Origin of the sequence: Aliarcobacter sp., from assembly GCF_041672065.1 — a bacterium.
Taxonomy (GTDB): domain Bacteria; phylum Campylobacterota; class Campylobacteria; order Campylobacterales; family Arcobacteraceae; genus Aliarcobacter; species Aliarcobacter skirrowii.
This window is the reverse complement of record NZ_JBAZAH010000039.1, coordinates 1-16,808: the sequence shown is the minus strand read 5'-3', so window position 1 is coordinate 16,808 and position 16,808 is coordinate 1. Positions and strand designations below refer to the sequence as shown.

13 protein-coding genes are annotated in these 16,808 nt (G+C 27.9%); 4 read left to right on the top strand and 9 right to left on the bottom strand.

What is annotated here, in order from left to right; genetic code table 11:
- Together WC168_RS06880 and rhuM are read left to right on the top strand one after the other, a co-directional pair.
- Window positions 1-2,228: Eco57I restriction-modification methylase domain-containing protein (locus WC168_RS06880; RefSeq protein WP_372618309.1), on the top strand; the 2,228-nt coding region annotated here is incomplete at its 5' end.
- 211 nt (window positions 2,229-2,439) lie between these two features.
- Window positions 2,440-3,318 carry a RhuM family protein gene (gene rhuM, locus WC168_RS06875; protein WP_372618307.1) on the top strand — a complete coding sequence of 293 codons (879 nt, stop codon included), beginning with the start codon at window positions 2,440-2,442 and terminating at the stop codon, window positions 3,316-3,318.
- An 18-nt stretch (window positions 3,319-3,336) separates the two neighbouring features.
- On the opposite strand, the gene WC168_RS06870 is transcribed toward rhuM, so the two are convergent.
- From WC168_RS06870 to WC168_RS06860, 3 genes are read right to left on the bottom strand one after another with little or no spacing between them, the layout of a single operon-like run.
- Window positions 3,337-3,858, bottom strand: coding sequence for a GNAT family N-acetyltransferase (locus WC168_RS06870; RefSeq protein ID WP_372618305.1), 522 nt, complete (start codon window positions 3,856-3,858; stop codon window positions 3,337-3,339).
- Window positions 3,859-3,862: 4 nt separating this feature from the next.
- Window positions 3,863-6,847 (bottom strand): transcription-repair coupling factor, encoded by a 2,985-nt coding sequence (gene mfd, locus WC168_RS06865; RefSeq protein WP_372618303.1) that lies wholly within the window; start codon window positions 6,845-6,847, stop codon window positions 3,863-3,865.
- Window positions 6,847-7,149 (bottom strand): hypothetical protein, encoded by a 303-nt coding sequence (locus tag WC168_RS06860; RefSeq protein WP_066162497.1) that lies wholly within the window; start codon window positions 7,147-7,149, stop codon window positions 6,847-6,849. Before WC168_RS06860 ends, mfd begins: the two co-directional genes overlap by 1 nt.
- 105 nt (window positions 7,150-7,254) lie before the next feature.
- On the opposite strand from WC168_RS06860, the gene WC168_RS06855 reads away from it, so the two are divergent.
- Window positions 7,255-7,665 (top strand): hypothetical protein, encoded by a 411-nt coding sequence (locus tag WC168_RS06855; RefSeq protein WP_372618301.1) that lies wholly within the window; start codon window positions 7,255-7,257, stop codon window positions 7,663-7,665.
- A gap of 67 nt (window positions 7,666-7,732) precedes the next feature.
- On the top strand, window positions 7,733-9,439 hold the full coding sequence (locus WC168_RS06850) for a lysophospholipid acyltransferase family protein (protein ID WP_372618299.1): 1,707 nt from the start codon (window positions 7,733-7,735) through the stop codon (window positions 9,437-9,439).
- A gap of 30 nt (window positions 9,440-9,469) precedes the next feature.
- Here the strand turns inward: WC168_RS06850 and WC168_RS06845 are convergent, their stop codons facing one another.
- The 6 genes from WC168_RS06845 to WC168_RS06820 all read right to left on the bottom strand — a co-directional run bounded on the left by WC168_RS06845 (window position 9,470) and on the right by WC168_RS06820 (window position 16,670).
- On the bottom strand, window positions 9,470-9,985 hold the full coding sequence (locus WC168_RS06845; RefSeq protein WP_066162506.1) for a rhodanese-like domain-containing protein: 516 nt from the start codon (window positions 9,983-9,985) through the stop codon (window positions 9,470-9,472).
- A 99-nt stretch (window positions 9,986-10,084) separates the two neighbouring features.
- A complete protein-coding gene (locus WC168_RS06840; protein ID WP_372618297.1) occupies window positions 10,085-12,193 on the bottom strand; it encodes a DEAD/DEAH box helicase family protein in 2,109 nt (702 codons plus the stop codon).
- Window positions 12,180-13,340: a folylpolyglutamate synthase/dihydrofolate synthase family protein gene (locus tag WC168_RS06835; RefSeq protein ID WP_372618295.1), complete on the bottom strand. Its 1,161-nt coding sequence runs from the start codon at window positions 13,338-13,340 to the stop codon at window positions 12,180-12,182. The genes WC168_RS06840 and WC168_RS06835 overlap by 14 nt, the downstream gene beginning before the upstream one ends.
- A gap of 3 nt (window positions 13,341-13,343) precedes the next feature.
- Window positions 13,344-13,853, bottom strand: a complete 510-nt coding sequence (gene lptE / locus WC168_RS06830) for an LPS assembly lipoprotein LptE (RefSeq protein ID WP_372618293.1) — start codon at window positions 13,851-13,853, stop codon at window positions 13,344-13,346.
- A 1-nt stretch (window position 13,854) separates the two neighbouring features.
- A complete protein-coding gene (gene leuS, locus WC168_RS06825; protein ID WP_372618291.1) occupies window positions 13,855-16,323 on the bottom strand; it encodes a leucine--tRNA ligase in 2,469 nt (822 codons plus the stop codon).
- A gap of 2 nt (window positions 16,324-16,325) precedes the next feature.
- Window positions 16,326-16,670 (bottom strand): DUF6394 family protein, encoded by a 345-nt coding sequence (locus WC168_RS06820; protein WP_066354571.1) that lies wholly within the window; start codon window positions 16,668-16,670, stop codon window positions 16,326-16,328.
- Window positions 16,671-16,808: the final 138 nt, after the last annotated feature.

Sequence of the window (16,808 nt, the reverse complement as noted above, 5' to 3'; positions counted from 1 at the left end):
TAAGACTCACTCAAAAACTATGCGACCGTATTATTTTTATACTATTTGCAGAAGATAGAGATTTGCTTAGAGCAAATATGATAAAAGAGATTAGAGAGGAGTTTATAAATCAAAAGTTTACAAACTACTCTTTATATGATATTTATAAATTCTACTTTGAAGCTATAAACAAAGGAAACGATAAACTACAAATTCCTCAATACAACGGTGGACTTTTTGTTGTTGATGAGCTTCTTGATAGTTTGATTATCGATGATTTTATTTTAGATGAAAATGTTCAAATACTATCTAACTACGATTTTGCAAGTGAAATATCTGTAAATATTTTAGGACATATTTTTGAGCAAAGTCTTACAGACCTTGAAGAGCTTCAAGCAAATATAGATAATGTAAACTTTGATAAAACAAAATCAAAAAGAAAAAAAGATGGTGTATTTTATACTCCTGAATATATCACAAGATATATTGTAGAAAACACTTTAGGAAAAATGTGTAGTGAGAAAAGAGAAGAGCTAAAAATTGTTGAGATAACACCTCCATCTAACCCAAAAAAACTAACAAAACAAGAGCAACAAACAAAAGAGAACCTGCAAGAGTATAAAAACTGGCTTCTAAATCTAAAAATCCTAGACCCAGCTTGTGGAAGTGGGGCTTTTTTAAATCAAGCTTTGGAATACTTAATATCTGAACACAAAAACCTACAAAATGACTTAGCTTTGATGGGCGATTTGTTTGCTTCATATATGGTAGAAGAGGAGATTTTGGAACACAATCTCTATGGAGTGGATATAAATGAAGATGCCGTGGAGATAGCAAAGCTAAGTTTGTGGCTACGAACTGCAAAAAGAGGTAGAGCTCTTACAAAACTAGCAGACAAGATAGTTTGTGCAAACTCACTTTTAGAGATGCCATTTAGTGAAAATAGTTTTGATGTGGTTATTGGAAATCCTCCTTATGTAAGACAAGAGGCGATAAAAGAGCAAAAAGAAGCTTTGAGTAAAATCTATAAAGTAGCAAATGGAACAGCTGATTTATATGTATATTTTTATGAGTTAGCTTTAAATATGTTAAAACCAAATGGTTTAAAAGGCTTTATTTGTAGTAATAAATTCTTTCGTGCAAAATATGGAGAAAATTTAAGAGAGTATATTTTACAAAATACAACAATCTTGCAAATAGCAGATTTTAATGGTGTAAAAATCTTTGAAGATGCAACAGTTGATAGTGCAATTACAATATTTCAAAAACAAAAAGCAGATAATAACTCTACTTTTAAAGTTGTAGATGTAGATTTAATAAATAGCTATCTTATGAAACAAAGTGATTTAACAAAAACTAGCTTTAGTTTCTCAAACCCAAAAGAACTAGCAATAAAACAAAAAATAGAAAAAAGTGGAATTCCTTTAAAAGATTGGGATATTAATATTTATAGAGGAATATTAACTGGTTTTAATGAAGCTTTTATTATAGATAAAGAAAAAAAAGATGAACTTATTAAACAAGACCCAAAAAGTGCCGAAATTATAAAACCTCTTGTAAGAGGTAGAGATATAAAAAAATATAGTTTTGATTTTACTGATAAATGGTTGATAAATTCTCATAATAATCCACCTGTAAATATTAAAAATTATCCTTTTATTAAAGAACATTTAGACCAATATTACGATAAGTTAGAAAAAAGAGGAGACAAGGGAAAAACTCCTTATAATCTTAGAAATTGTGCTTACTTGGATAAATTTGATAAAGTTAAAATTGTTTATCCTGATATTGCTGATAAGCTAACTTTTACTTTTGATAGTGATGGATACTATTTTAATAATACAGTTTATTTTATAGATAGTGATTCAAAATATTTATTTGCTTTATTAAATTCTAAAATTGTAAATTATTACTATGGTTTTATTTCTTCTCAATTAGGCTCTAAAGGTTTAAGAGCATTTACTATTTATTTAAAAGAAATACCAATCCCAAAAATAGATGAAGAATCACAAAAACCATTTATAAAACTTGTAGATGAGATTTTGGAAGCTAAACAAAAAATAAAAGATTATAAACCTCTTTTAGATGAAGCTATAAAAAATAACAACTTTGATAGAGAAATCGCACTTAAAAAAGAGCTTGAAAATTTAGAAAATATCTCTACAACAAATGAAAAAACAATCGACCAAATGGTTTATAAACTCTATGATTTAACTCCTGATGAGATTAAGATTGTTGAGGGTGTTTGATATTGGTTTTTCGGAAATGGGACTTTTCTCAACACTTGCTTTGCAAGGTTTCGCTCTAAGCTGTCCCATCTATAAAAGTAATGGTTGGACTGAAGTCCCACTTCCAAGGCTTAAAATATAAAAATCAAATTTAATTACAAATTGTAATATTTCTTTCTCTTTTTACTCTCTTTTGCTAAGATTTAAAAAATCTTTCAAGCAAGGAAATGAAATGCAAGATTTATCAAATTTAGTAGTTTACAATGATGGAGAACTAGAACTCAAAGTTTCGGTTGATAGTGAAACAATTTGGCTAACACAATTACAAATGTCTCAGTTATTTGATACAAGTACAGATAATGTTGGTTTGCACTTAAAGAATATATATTTAGAAAAAGAGCTAGATGAGAATTCAACTACCGAGTTTTTCTCGGTAGTTCGAAAAGAAGGAAATAGATTAGTAAAAAGAGAACTTAAGCATTATAATTTAGATGTAATTATTTGTGTTGGTTATAGAGTAAGCTCTTTAAGAGCTACAAAATTCAGACAATGGGCAACATCTGTGTTAAAAAACTATATTCAAAATGGATATGTTATAAATGGTGAAAAAATTACAAATGATAGATTTGTATCTTTAGAAAATGATGTAAATATTTTAAAATCTCAAATGAATAAAATTAATTCTAAAATAAAAGAAAATAGCTTGGAATTTAATCAAAACATCTTTTTTGATGGGCAAATTTACGATGCTTACAGTTTTGTAAACGATTTGCTAAAGCTAGCAAAGAGTGAAATCGTTTTGATAGATAACTATATAGATGATACAGTTTTTACTTTGTTTAGTAAGTATCCAAATATAAATTTTACAATTTACACTTCAACAATTTCAAAACAACTCAAACTAGATTTCGAAAAATATTCAAAACAATATAAAAATATCTCTCTAAAAACTTTTAAAAATGCTCATGATAGATTTTTGATTATCGATAAAAAAGAGATTTATCATTTGGGAGCTAGTTTGAAAGATTTAGGTAAAAAGTGGTTTGCCTTTTCAAAAATGAGTTTGGATTTTTTAAATTTAGATGATATTTTACATAAGCTAGAAGCGTGAAGATATACCAACTTACAACTAATCTATATATTTTTTTAAAACCAAAAGTTTTAACTCTTCATTTGTAAGTGGTGACCAGTAAGAAGATTTTGGAAAATCTATAAAACTATTTGTATTTTGGTAACCTCTTCTAATATAGTAATCTCTTAGCTCAACTCTATTTGATATCACTTCCATCACAAAGCTTGATTTTTTCCAAAGTTTTTTTGCACTCTCTTCTGCAAAAGCTAAAAGCTTTTTTCCCACTCCAAAGCTTTGAAAATCTGGATGAACTGCAAAAAGCCCAATATGTATATCTTCATCTTCTAGCTTTGTTTGAATTGTTGCTACAATTTTTTCATCTAATAAAGCTATATATGTAACTATATTTTTATTTTTTAAAATCTCATTTAGCATATCTTCATTTACTCTAATTCCACTAAGCAAGTGAGCTTCACTTGTCCAAGAGTTTGGATTTTTTTCTCTATATGCTTTGTTTATTAGTTCTACAACTGCTTTTATATCATCTTTTTTTAATATTGAAAACTTTAGATTTTTCATATTATTACTTTCTTAAATACTGTAAAGTAGCACTTATAATATCGTCATCATCTTTGCTTCTTGATTTTATTGTCTCTTTTATACCATCTTTTACAAATGTAACATTCATCTCATAAGAGCTTATTTGTTCAACTCCTTTTGACATAGCCAAAATTTTTATCAAAATCAAATCCATAAACTGTTTTGTAGGAGTATCAAGTTTTCCAAATCTATCTTCCATCTCCTCTTCAATAGCATAAAGGCTAGAAGTATCATTTACACGGCTTAATCTTCTATAAAGTTCAAGTCTAATTCTATCTTCAACTATATAATCACTACTAATAAATGCACTAATAGCAAGTTTAATATCAACACTCTTCTTCTCATCTTTTTGCTCACCACTTAAAACCGCCAAAGTATCTTCAAGCATTTTAAGATACAGACCATAACCAATCTGTTTTATATGTCCACTTTGCTCAGCTCCTATAATATTTCCACCGCCTCTTATTTCTAAATCTTGATGAGCAAGTGCTGTTCCACTTCCTAAATATGAGTTAGATTCCAAAGCAACTAATCTTTTTATAGCTTCAGGTGTTATTTTGCTCTTATCTTCAACAACATAGTAACAATACCCCTCTTTGTTGCTTCGTCCAACTCTTCCTCTTAATTGATGCAAATCTGCTATTCCAAATCTATCTGCTCCATCAATTATTATTGAGTTTGCATTTGGTAGGTGAATTCCACTTTCAACTATTGAAGTTGCAAGTAAAATATCAAACTCTTTATTTTCAAAAGCTTCAATTATTTTTTCAGCATCTGCTGATTTTATTTGAGAGTGAATAATATCTACTTTGATATTTGGAATAAGCTTCTCTAAATCTTTTTTCTTAGCTTCAATTGAAGCAATATTGTTATGAACATAAAATAGCTGTCCACCTCTTCTTTTCTCTCTTAAAACTATCTCTTTTATTAAACCATCACTATACTCTTTTACAAAAGTTCGCACTCCTAATCTCTCACTTGGAGGTGTTAAAAGAGTACTCATTCCTTTTAGTTTTGATAAGGCTAGATTTAGAGTTCTTGGAATTGGTGTTGCACTCATAGAAAAAATATGTACATCTTCTCTAAGACCTTTTAGTTTCTCTTTTTGTTTAACTCCAAATTTATGCTCCTCATCAATTATCACAAGTGCAAGATTAGAAGTTTTTATATCAAGTAAAGAGTGTGTTCCTATTACAAATTTAACACTTCCATCTTCAAGACCTTTTTTAATACTGCTTTTCTCTTTTGCACTACTTTTTCCATCTAGCTTATAAACATCTATTCCAAACTCTTTAAATCTTTTTGAAATTGAGTGGTAGTGTTGAGATGCTAAAAGTGTTGTAGGACATACAAATATAGCTTGGTAACCACTATTTATAACTGCAAGTAGTGCATTCATAGCAACTTCTGTTTTTCCAAAACCAACATCACCACTTAAAAGCCTATCCATAACTTTTCCACTACTAATATCAGCAAAAATCTCATTTATACTTCTAGTTTGATCTTTTGTATAAGAAAATCCTGCTTTACTTTGAAACTCACTAATCAAAAACTCATCTATATCTATTTTAATACCATTTACAAGCTCTCTTGCAGCTGCTAGTTTTATAATATCATTTGCAATTTCAAATAATCTATCTTTTACTTTCTCTTTTAGTTTTGCAAAACTTCCCCGACCTAGTTTATCAACAATTGCATAACTCTCGCCATCTGCAACATATCTATCAATAGTATCTAAATTTTCAACAGGTATTAAAAGTCTATCTTCTCCTTGATAGTTTATTACTACAAAATCTCTTTTAGCCCCCATAATAGTAACAGGTTCAATTCCTTTGTAAACTCCAATTCCATGTTTTTCATGAACTACAAAATCATTTAAAACCAACTCATCAATTACAAATTTAACCCGTTTTTTTCGCTTCTTTTTAATCTCTTTGTTTAATGAGATTATTACCTCATCACTACTTAAAAGATTTATTATCTCATGGCTAAAAATGTATTTTATATCTTTATCATCTAAGCTTAAATCAACAGCTTTTACTCTAGCTTCACTACTTGAAATAAGTGTGATTTTTTTATCTTTGTGAAAAGTTATAAACTCTTTTATATTTGATGGGCTTATCTCTTTGTATCTATCATCTTCAATAATTTTTGGAAGTGTTAGAAACTTATCTTTGTTTAATCTTTTCTCTTCAAAAATATATGCTTCATCAAGTTCACTTAAAGCATTTAAAGTTATAAAGCTACTCATATTTTGTGGTAAATAAGTTGCCATATCATCTAAATACCAAAATCCTAAAGAGTGAATATCTTTTATAAACGCATCACTAGAAATTGTCTCTATTTTTTCATTTAAATTTTCATAAGTAGCTGAGTTTAGAGCCAAAAATGCAGGTTTTATAGTAAAACTCTCAATCTCATCTTTAAAAGATTTTTGATCTTCTATATCAAATTTTCTAATACTCTCAACCTCATCATCAAACAAACTTACACGATATCCAAACTCACTTCCTAAAGAAGCTATATCAAAAATATCTCCTCTTAAAGATACCTCTCCTTCACTTGTTACAATATCTACAAAGTAGTATCCCCAGTTGTAAAGTTTCTCTTTTAACTCTTGTAAATCTAGTTTATCTGCAAAGTTGATTGTAAAGCTATCAAAACACTCTTTTTTTGGAAGAGGAAAACTAATAGTTCTTATTGGAGAGATTAAGATTTTATTCTCTTTTTTGTACTCATAAAAACTACTTAAAGTTTTTGTTATATCTTGAAGTTCCTCTTTAAAAGAGAGTAAATCATCTTTGAAATTTGCTCTAAAATCTGGAAGTGTAAAAGGAGAAAAACCTAAAAATAAGATAATATCAGATGCTATTTTTGCCTCTTTATCATCATTTACAACTAAAAGTTCACACTCTTTTAATCTTTTTTGCTCTTTTAAATTTTTTAAATAGCTATAAATATTTTTCACTATTTTGCTTCACTTAATTCAAAATCATCTGTATTTTTGTCATATTTGTATGGAGGATATGGTGTTTCATTTAATAAAAAAACCAAAGAAGCATCTTCAAAACCACTTTTTTGTAAACCTTTTTTAAATACTTCCAAAATATAAGCTTTTGTAGCAAAAGTTGTAGTTGTTGAGTTTCCTGTATATACAAACTCCTCATTTTCTACTTTTATAAAACCCTCTTTTTTAACATGCTTCTCAAATTTCTCTCTATCTTGTAAACCTTTTATATCTAATAACACTAAAACATCTATTGTAATCATCATAAACCTTGCAAAAAAATTCCGAAATTTTAACATAATATAGATTTATGCTAAATTACTAATTTTTATTGTACAATTTAAGCCATCTTTACTTAAGGATTTTATATGAACTATGAACTTTTAAGCCGAGTTGCTATGCAAGATGCACAAAGATTAAAGAGTGAAAATGTAATCTTAATGAAAAAAAATCTGCTTTTAGAGCAAGAAAATAACAATTTAAAAGAGATGAATAATATTCTTGATAGAGAAAAAGATGCTTACAAACAAAGAGCTAGAGAGTTAAAAAAAGAGTTAAATGATTTAGCACTACAAAAAGATTTGCTTTTAAAAGAGAATAGTAAACTAGAAGATAAACTTGAAGAGCTAGTTGCTAAACTTGAGCTTGAGAAACAAAAACCAAATGATAATCAGCAAAATAGAAGAAAAATATATATAGATAAAGATGATGAGCCACAAGAGAGCAATTCAGATGCAAGAAGAGCTGCTAGATTAAAATCTGTTGAGTTCTACTCTTAATAACTAAAAATGTAACCAATTTGCAACCTAAATCATCTAATATTCCTACATTTTGTAGGAGAAAAAGATGGTTAATATTCAAAAAGAGATTGAAAATAAGTTCCCAAATATAAAAACAAAAAACAGTCTGCTAAAAAAATCTTTGCTTAAAGTAGCAAAAAAAATAGTTCATGAAGATAGAATAAATAAGTTCTTATCACAAAATTCACACCTAAAGGGTTTTGATTTTGTTGATGCTGTTTTAGACTATTTTGAATTTGATTATACAGTTTCAAGCAACGATTTACAAAATATTCCAACAACTGGAAAAGTTGTAATTATTGCAAATCACCCTTTAGGTGGTCTTGATGCTTTGTGTTTACTAAAACTTGTAGGAAGTGTTAGAAAAGATGTAAAGATCTTAGCAAACGATTTTTTAAGTAGTTTTGAGGCTTTAAATTCGCTTTTAATCCCAATTGATAACTTCAAAGATAAACAGACAAAAGAGAGCATAAAAAGAGTTTATGAATCTTTAAATAACAATGAAGCACTTATAATTTTTCCAGCTGGAGAAGTAAGTCGTGCTACACCTAAAGGAGTAGTTGATAAAACTTGGAGTAAAGGTTTTTTAAATTTTGCAAAAAATAGCAATGCACCAATTTTACCAATATATTTAGATGCAAAAAACTCTAAAACTTTTTATACAATCTCTTTGCTAAATAAGACTTTTTCAACTCTTTTATTATCAAATGAGATGTTTAACAAAAAATCAAAAAGTATAAATATAAAGATTGGTAAAATTATTCCAAATGAGAATATTATTCCAAAAGGTTTAAATAAAAAATTTATAGTAAATTTATATAAAAAACATCTTTATGCTTTAAATAAAGGCAAAAAATCATATTTTCAAACTCAAAATGCAATTGCTCATCCTGTAAGTAGAATTGATTTATTAAACGAACTAAAAAAATCTCAACTCCTTGGTCAAACAAATGATGGCAAAAGAATATATCTGTATGATTATGTTGAAGACTCTATAGTTTTAAAAGAGATTGGAAGATTAAGAGAGCTATCTTTTAGAAAAGTTGGTGAGGGTGTAAATAAAAAAAGAGATACTGATAAATATGATATTTACTATCAACACATTATTTTATATGATAAAAGTGAACTTGAGATTGTAGGAGCATATAGAATAGCAAATGCAAATTTGGTTTTTGAAAAATATGGCGTAAAAGGTTTTTACTCAAACTCTTTATTTAAATTTAATGATGATTTTATCTTTTATCTTCAAAATTCAATTGAACTTGGGCGTAGTTTTGTTCAACCAAAATATTGGGGAACTAGAGCTTTAGATTATCTTTGGTTTGGAATTGGTGCATATTTAAAAGCAAATCCAAATATAAAATATATGTTTGGACCTGTATCAATTCCAGCTTCTTTTCCCTCTATTGCAAAAGATTTAATGACTCTTTATTATAGCCACTACTACAGAAGCGAAAAAGAGTTAGTTCAAGCAAAAGATCCATACTTTTATACAAATCGTCTAAGCGATATAAAGGATTTTTTTGTTTTAGATGATAAAAAACAGGATTTTAAAGCTTTAAAATCTGCTTTAACAAATATGGGTGTTACAATTCCACCTTTATATAAACAATATAGTGAATTAACTATTGATGATGGTGTAAGATTTTTAGATTTTAGTGTTGATAAAGATTTTAATGATTGTATTGATGGATTTATTTTAGTTGAAATTGAAAAGATAAAAGAGCATATAAAAATGAGATATATAGTTTAGAAGTAGAAAATCTCTTTTCTACTTTTAAAACTATTTTTTACAATGTTCAGCGTAGTAGTTACCAAACTTTGTTTTAGTTCCATCTTTATGCTCACCTGCACTATATTTTGTAACAACAGGATTACACTCATCAATCCATCTATTTATCTCATAAATCTTTACAGTTTTAAATCCCATTTGTTTAAAAGCTTGAGCTTCAATAGCTGCTCTTGATGCTGTGTTACAAACTACAACTAAATTCTGCTTTACAAAATTTTCATCATCGTCTAAAACAATATTTTCTAAAGCTTTTTCAGGTGCTTCTCTTCCAACTCTATAACTTCCTTTTATAGAAGCACCTGCCCACTCTTCCATAGTTCTTACATCAACAACTGCCCAATCTTTAGCTTTTAGAGCATCTTTTACCTCTTTAGTTGTTGCCATCATTCCTGATTTTTTTGCGTCACTTTTTAATTTTTTGCTTAGCTCATCATAGCTTACAAACTCAGCACTAAAAGCTGAAGTTAAAAGTATTGAAGCAAATGCCAAAATTTTTAATAGTTTCATAGTTTCTCCTTATTTGAAATATTAAGAAGTTTATAGAAACTTTAGTTAAATTATAATAAAAAGTTATATTAGATTAATTAATAATATTTATAAAAAATATTATTTATAATGCATCTGTTTATAACCTTCAAGCCTTTTTTTATAAGTTGAGTTCAAAATTGGATTTTGGCTATCTAAAAAATCAATAGCTAAGCACTTTTGATTTCCCCTTCCAATTCTTCCAAGATATTGAATTAATCTTCCATAAAAAGATATTGGAGTTGCAAAAATAATTGTATTTAGATGAGGAAAATCTATTCCTTCTCCAAAAAATGAGCTTGTTGCAAGTATAAGTGAACTTGTTTTTACTTTTTGCATATTTTGTACTTGCTCTTTTTTATTTTGACTTCCATGAACACTTACAAAATCAATTTTTTGCTCTTTTAAAATATTCTCTAAAAGATTTAAGTGTTCAATTCTATCACTAAGCAAAAGAGTTTTTCTATCTTTATGCTCTTTTATTACATCAACAATTTGTCTATTTCTATTCTCATTTGTTACAAGCTCTCCTATTATTGTTGAGTAGTTATCGCTACTACTTACAAAATCTGTTTTTATAACTTTTAATATATTTGTATGTGTTTTTGGTTTTTTATACTCATAAGATATATCTCCTAATTGTTGGTACAAAATTGGATCTAACTCATCTTTTCTTCTAGGAGTTGCACTAAGCCCTAAAATATAAGTTCCTTTGAAATTTTTTACTATCTGCTCAAATGTAAGTGCTGGAATATGGTGACACTCATCTACAATTACTTGAGTATAGTTTTTGATTAAAACAGGAGAGTTATTTAAGCTTTGCATTGTTGCAACATCAATATTACCATTAAGCCTGTTTTGACCTTTTCCTAAATATCCAATATCACTCTTTTTATATCCAAAATAGTCAACAAATCTACTAATCCATTGATCAAGTAGCATATTTTTATTTACAATAATCAAAGTTTTTACAGCTCTTAACTCAAATACTTTTGCTCCTAAAAGAGTTTTACCAAAACCAGGAGGAGCAACACAAATTGACTCTTGTGACTTTAAAATCTCTTTTATAGCATCCTCTTGCTCTGGTCTTAGAGTATATTTCACACTTTTTGTCTCAATTTTTTCAAAAACTCTCTCATCTTTTATTGAAAAATCTAATAAATTCTCTTTAAAATATTCAAATAAACTAATCTTTACGCCTCTTGGAAGTGTTAAATAATCACTACTCTCTTCATATCCTTTTAGATATTTTGGAGTGTTATAAAGTGGTTTTCTAAGTTGCGTTAGAAGTTTTACTTGAGGATTTAAAAAAGTAGCAAATGATTTTAGCTTACTAATAAAACTCTTTGATAAGTTTTTAATTGGAATCTCTATTCCACTATTTAAAACAACTTCAAAACTATTTATTGGAAAATTTATATGCTTTAAATCTTTTTGAATATTTTTTGCACTTAAAACCTGAGCAAAACTATATATTTGCTCTTTTGTTGCTTTTTTAACACTTGATAGATATAACCATTGATCTTCATATATTTTTTTTGTATTTATATCTAAAAAAACTGTTCTGTTTTTTCTTCTATGCTCTAATTGTAAAGGCAACTCTATAAAGTTTCCTAACTTTTCATTTGTACAAAACTCACTATTTGGATAGATTTTAGCACTTATATTTGCTTTTTTTTGCAAAAAATATAAGAAAGAGAAAGATATCTTTGAAGCAATTTTCTCTTTAAAAAATATCCAAGCAAAAACAGAGTTATAAGAGCTTAAACTATAAGAGGCTTCTATATTTAACTCTTGTAAAGCTCTTTGAAGTTTAAAAACATCTTCACTATTTAACTCCAAAGCAACATAAGAGCACTCTTGATTTTTATTTATTAAATATGATGCTAAAAAAATATTTCCTCTTAAATGCTCTTCTAGCTCTTTGTTTGTAAGTGGCAAAAAATCTTCACCCATAAAAGTGGCAGTTACAGCACTAAATCCCTCTTTAGCTCCATCACGACTTCGCCATTTTTTAGCATATATATCAGCTCTTGCAACAAAAAGTTCTCTAAAAAGTGAAATTTTTTCATCTTTTGAGAACTCTTTTTTTATATTTTGATTTTTTAAACTCTCAAGTTGTGCAATTCGCTCTTCAATCTTTGATTTTTCTAAATATAGTTTTTCTAGCTCTTCTTCAAGGTTTTTCATAAGAAATTAGCTCCAAAAATCTCTTAACAACTAAAAATGAACCAAAAGCAAGATAGATTTTTTTATTATCAAACTCTAAACTCTTTATCTCTTTAATATCAAGTGATTTTAAACAACTTTCCAAAATCTCTTTTTTTACAACTCTCCTATCTTCCAAAGGTACAATATATACCTCATCTATAATTGGTTTTAAAATTGTCAAAACCTCTTTGTAATCTTTATCGGCATAAGAGTTGTAAATCAAAGTTAATTTTTTATTTTTAAACTCTTCAAAAATCACTTTTGCAGCCAAAGGATTGTGTCCAACATCTACAAATATATTATCTTTTATCTTTTGACATCTTCCAAAAATTGGAGTTGAGTTGAAAATCTCAAGATTTATATCAATTTTTAACTCTTTTAAACATTTTAAAACAAGTGCTAAATTTCTTTTTAAATATGATGCAAATGTAAAGTTATAATCTATATTAAAATCTTCAACTCTTAAAATCTCTATATCTTTATTAAACTCATCTTTTAACTCAAGCTTAACACTATTTGCAACATCATAAACACTAGCAAACTCTTGATAACCAATAATCATCTTTGTATCAACCGAACGCATCTTTGTTCTTGCAATTTTCTCTACACTATCTCCTAAAAAAGATGTATGATCAATTCCAATTGTTGTAATAAGGCTAAGATCATTTTTTACAACATTTGTTGCATCAAACTCTCCACCAAGTCCAGCTTCTAAAATTAAATAGTCACAATCTTTACTAATATAAAATGCCAAAAGTGTTGTGTATTCAAAATATGTAAGTTTTTCTAAAAGCTCTTCATCTAAAATATTTTGCAAAAACTTATGAGCTATCTCTAAACTCTCATCATCTATATCAAAACCATTTAACCAGACTCTTTCATTAAATTTTTTTATATGAGGAGAGCTATAGTGTAGAGTTTTAAATCCAATTTTATACAGATAGTGAGCTAAAAATCTTCCAGTTGTACCTTTTCCATTTGTTCCTACAATATGAATAGTAAAAGGAAGATTTATATGATTTAATAAAATATCAGCAGATTTTTTTATGTAGTTGTAATCAATTTTGTCATAATAAAGAGTTTTATGCTCTAAAAACCCTTTTAAGTCTAAAGTTTTTAAAGACATATTTTACTCAAAAGATGCAACTGCAACTCTTGATAAAATCTCAGTTACAGCCATATCACTTGCTTTACTAATTGCTTCAAATCTATGAGTATCATTTATCTCTCCACCTATATCAACAGCGAAATCATACTCTCCAGAAACTGTAAAACTTTTTGTTTTTGATTTCTCTTTATCAAAATACTTTACATTTATATTAACTTTTGCTTTGTAAAGTTTATTGTAACCATCTTTATCATATTGTAAAACCCCAAAGCTAACACTTCCAATGCTTAAATTCATTATTATTTCAGCTTCAAATTGATTATCTACAAGATTTGAATCTAATCTTTGAGATAATATTTTTGTTACAGCATCTTTAACTAAAACAGAGTTTCTAGGATCACTAGCTCTTATATCTGTTTTTACAAATATATTTTTACCTAGCTCCTCTTTTGCTAATTGTGCTGTTGGTCTATATCCACAAGAGCTTAGAATTAAAACTATTACAATATAAAAAGAGATTTTTTTAAGCACATTAGCCCTTTATTACAATATTTACAAGTTTATTTGGTACAACAATCTCTTTAACAATTGTTGCATTTTCTAACCATTTTTTAGCAGCTACTTTTGCAAGTTCTAAAATCTCTTCATTTGTAGCATTTACAGCAACTTCTATCTCACATCTTTTTTTACCATTTATTGTAACCGCTAAAACTATACTATCTTTTGAAAAAACCTCATCTTTTACTTCAATACTCTTATCAAAATTTGATAAAGCAAAAAATTTATTAGCTAATTCCCAAGCTGTATGAGGAATAATTGGCTCTAATATATTTGTTAAAATATAGTAACCTTCAGCCCAAATTGCTTCGTTTTCTTGAGATGATAAAGCATTCATAGCCTCCATACAAGATGCAATTAAAGTATTAAATGCATAAGTTTTTGTTAAAACCTCATTTGATTTAATTAAAGCTTCATAAACTTTTAATCTAGCCTCTTTCTCTTTATCATTTAAAGAGTTTTGATCTATTTTAAAAATATTTTCTACACCATTTTGTGTAACATTAATAGATCTTTCATAAAATCTTTTTATAAATTTATAAGCACCTTCAACAGCACTATCATTCCACTCCAACTCTTTTGTTGGAGGAGCTGCAAAAAGAATAAACAATCTTGCTGTATCTGCTCCATATTTTTCGATAATTAAATCAGGATCAACAACATTTCCTTTAGATTTACTCATTTTTGCACCATCTTTTAAAACCATACCTTGAGTAAGTAGATTTTTAAAAGGCTCATTTGAATCTGTATATCCTAAATCTTTTAGAACTTTTGTAAAGAATCTTGCATATAAAAGGTGTAAAATTGCATGTTCTATTCCACCAATATATTGATCAACATCCATCCAATAGTTGCTATCTTCTTTATTTATAGCCTCTGTTTGCCACTTTTTATAGTTAGTTGCATATCTTAAAAAATACCAAGAAGATTGAACAAATGTATCTAAAGTATCACTCTCTCTAACTGCTTTTTCTCCACATTTTGGACAAGAGCAGTCTTTCCATGTTGGATGATTTGCCAAAGGATTTCCCTCTCCAGTTATTTCAACATCATCTGGAAGTGCTATTGGAAGATTCTCTATTTTTTCAGGAACTAATCCACATTTTGGACAGTGAACAAAAGGAATTGGAGCTCCCCAATATCTTTGTCTTGAAACTCCCCAATCTCTTAGTTTATAGTTTACTTTTTTATTTCCTAAAGAGTTTTGTTCAAAGTGATAAATAATTGCTTGTTTTGCTTGAGTTGTAGTTAATCCACTAAAACTTTCACAATCAACCAAGATTCCATCTTCAACAAATGCCTCTTTTAGTTTTTCATCACTATGTTTTCCATCTTTTGAAATAACTTGTTTTATTGGTAAATCATAATTTTTTGCAAACTCAAAATCTCTTTGATCATGTGCTGGAACACTCATAACAGCACCTTCACCATAAGAGCTTAAAACAAAATTTGCCATCCAAACTGGAACTTTTTGTCCAGTTAAAGGATGAATTACCTCTATTTCTAAATCAACACCCTCTTTTTCTAAAGTTGCTCTATCTTTTTCAGCAACTTTTTGAACTCTTTTAATAATGTTTAGTTTATTTTTTGGTAAAAGCTCTTGCTCAACCATATATTTTACAATCTCATGCTCAGGTGCAATTGCAACATAAGTTACACCATAAATAGTATCTGGTCTTGTTGTAAATACTTTAAAACTTGAAAACATCTTATCAAGTTTTGCTCTAGTCTCTTTTGTTAAATCAAATTTAAACTCTAAACCTTCACTTCTTCCAATCCAGTTCTCTTGCATTGTTAAAACTTGTGATGGCCATGAGTTCTCTAAAGTTTTTAAATCATCTAAAAGTTTTTGTGCATATTTTGTAATTGCAATATAATATCCTGGCATCTCTTTTTGAACAACTTCGTTATCACATCTCCAACAACATCCATCTTCAACCTGCTCATTTGCTAAAACTGTTTGACACTCATTACACCAATTTAAATGTGCACTTTTTTGATAAACAATACCAGCTTCATACATTTTTATAAAAATCTCTTGTTCAAATTTTGTATATAGCTCATCACTTGTTGCAAACTCTTGGTTTTTACTAAAAGATAGCCCTAAATTTCTAAGCTCTTCTCTCATATAATCAATATTTTCATAAGTCCATTTTTTTGGATGAAGTCTATTTTTAATTGCTGCATTTTCTGCTGGCATTCCAAAACTATCCCAACCTATTGGATGAAGAACATTAAAACCATTTTTTCTAAAGTGTCTTGCAAAGGCATCACCAATACAATAGTTTCTAACATGTCCCATATGAATTCTTCCACTTGGATATGGGAACATACTTAATATATATTTTTTTGGTAATTCATAACCATCTTTTGGTTCAAAAGAGTTGTTTTCTTTCCAATACTCTTGCCATTTTTTTTCTAATTCTTTACTAGAATATTGCATTTTTAATAATCTTCCTTTTCACTACTTTTTGCACTCTCAATTAAAGATAGTACAATTGATACAATATTTGCTATAACAGCTCCAATAGCTAAGGCTATTGCAAGTTGTATGTCACCACTAAACACAACTACTAAAAAAGCAGGTATTAAATGTAAATCTGCAACTAGTGAACTAGCTAAGAGTTCAGCTGCTAAAAGATTTTTTACACCAATTTTTATAATTGTAGATATTAAGTTTACGCTAGCAGCTATAAAAAGAGCTATAGTATTTGGCTCATAAATAAATCCAGCTGTTGTAGTAAGCGACATTAAAGATAGGAAAATATAGGTTACTTTACCCCAGTCCATTTTAATCCTTTTATTATATTGATAATTTAAAATCAAATATAGTATCAAAAAAAGGATAAAAAACTAATTTTAGAGATATTTTATAATACAGCTTATTTTTAATTTCTTTTAGATATTATTAAAACAATTTTTTTTTAG